Genomic DNA, 1,883 nt, shown 5'->3' with positions numbered 1-1,883 from the left:
GTCGATCGCCGGCGAGCCGCACCGGGTAGGCGACCTGTTCGAGCAGGCCACCGCGGGCGGCGTCCAGCACTTCCTGCTGCGCCGGGACGGCCTCGCCCCGCTCTCGCGGGTCGAGGCGCTGCTGGTGCAGGCCAAGCTGCGGCGCGACTCGACCCCGCTGGACACCGCCGCGCTGGCCGCCGCGCCCCGCTCGGCCGACACCTCGCTGGTCTCGCGCCTGCCGAACTTCGCCGGGACCTCGTCGCTGGTGCGGGACGGGGTGACCGAGCGCGCGCTCTGCCTGCGTCAGCGGCCCGAGGGCACGCGGGTGGTCAGCGAACTGGTGACCGCGGACCCGGGGCACAGCCCCGCCCAGGCCACCGCGGACACCGCCGCCATCCGGCTGAAGCCCGCCTCGGGGGTGTTGGCCGCCGCCGTGCCCGTGGCGGAGGGGCGCAAGCCGGACCGCTTCCTGATCACCGATCGGGGTGTCAAGTACTCGTTGCCCGACGACGGCTCGGTGGCCGCGCTGGGGTTCGGCGGCGTCGTGCCGACGCCGGTGGCGGCCGACGTGCTGGCCGCGGTGCCCAGTGGGCCCGCGCTCGCCCGCGGCGCCCTCGGCGTGGTGGAAAAGGGAGGCAGTTGACGTGAGCCTGATGACCAGCCGACGCGGCGGCGTGGAGATGACCAGCCGGATGATCGGCAACGCGCTGGTGGTCCACCCCCGGGACCAGTTGACGACCGAGGCCCGCAACCTCGCCCTCGTCGTGGCCGTCGACCCCCACCACGACCTCGTCGTGGTCGACCTCCCCACCGGCAGCCCGTTCTCCGCCTGGGAATCGGTGGCGGACCTGATGCCCCGGCCCCGGCGCGGGGTGCGGATCGTCATCGGCGGCCGGTCCCGGGAGACCACCGCGCTGGCCGGCCAGTGGTTGGCCGAGCGCCTCAACCGGCCGGTGATCGCCCCCGACGGCGCGATCCTGCCGGGTGCCGGCGGTTCGCTGTTCGTGGACGCGGGCCGCAACAGCGGGTGGATCAGGTTCCAGCCGGGCAAGCCGCCGCGCTGGGAGTCCAAGCGGTTCCCCAAGCCGAACTGGGAGTCCGAGGTGGTGGCCGACGCGCTGGCCACCAGCGCGACCGGCATCGCCGAGCCGCTCGGCGGCGGGGTGTGGATCAGGCCCGCCTGCGACGACGGGCAGCTGCGGGTGCACCGAGCCCGGTTGCAGGAGAACCTGCCGTGCCAGCCCGACCTGCTCGCCCTGGTCCTCGGCTGCCCCGACGCACCGCCCATCTCGTTCGACGACGTGGCCCGCTTCTGGGTCGGCCTCTCCGCCGAGCTGAGGGCCAGGACGCGGTTGCTGCGCTACGGGCGGCTGTCCGACTCGGACGGCGGTTCCTCGGAGCAGGCGCTGACCAACTTCATCGGCGAGGAGCTGGTCTGGTACACCGGCCTGCCCGTGGGCTCGGTGGTCGACCCCGACGTCTACACCATCCGCGCGGACGGCGCGCCGGGCTGGCGCAGCGCCGCCCGCGAGCTGGCCTACACCCCGCAGCCCGCCGGGGTCACCCCGCCGCCCCGGCTGGTGAGCCACCGGCCGCCCGTGCACGGCGTGTCCGAGGTCGGCCCGGCGGTGTACTGGTACGCGCCCGACGCGGTGGTGGAGGTGGTGCCCGCCGGGATGTGGGTCCGCCCGCCCGCGGCGCCGGAACACGCCGACTCGGTGCGGGCGACGCCGATCGACCCCGAGCGGCACCTGATGATGTTCGAGGCGCCCGACGAGGCGACCGGGGCCCGGATGAAGGTCCTGGCCGACGACCTGGTGGCCCGGCTCGACCCGGCGACGCGCTGGATGAGCGACGTGGTGCCGGCCGCCGCGCGCCCGGCCGGGGTGCTCGCCCCCGCC

Annotated in this window: 1 protein-coding gene and 1 pseudogene; both read left to right on the top strand. The window is 75.8% G+C overall.

Annotated features, from left to right (window positions below):
- On the top strand, nucleotides 1-625 hold a 625-nt coding region (locus AB0G02_RS37765), incomplete at its 5' end, for a type VII secretion protein EccB (RefSeq protein WP_360804572.1).
- Between the two features lie 10 nt (nucleotides 626-635).
- Nucleotides 636-1,883: pseudogene (locus tag AB0G02_RS37760) on the top strand (hypothetical protein); the annotation flags it as partial.

It is taken from the genome of Actinosynnema sp. NPDC023658, assembly GCF_040639995.1.
Taxonomy (GTDB): Bacteria; Actinomycetota; Actinomycetes; order Mycobacteriales; family Pseudonocardiaceae; genus Actinosynnema.
This window is presented reverse-complemented; position numbering and strand designations above follow the sequence as displayed.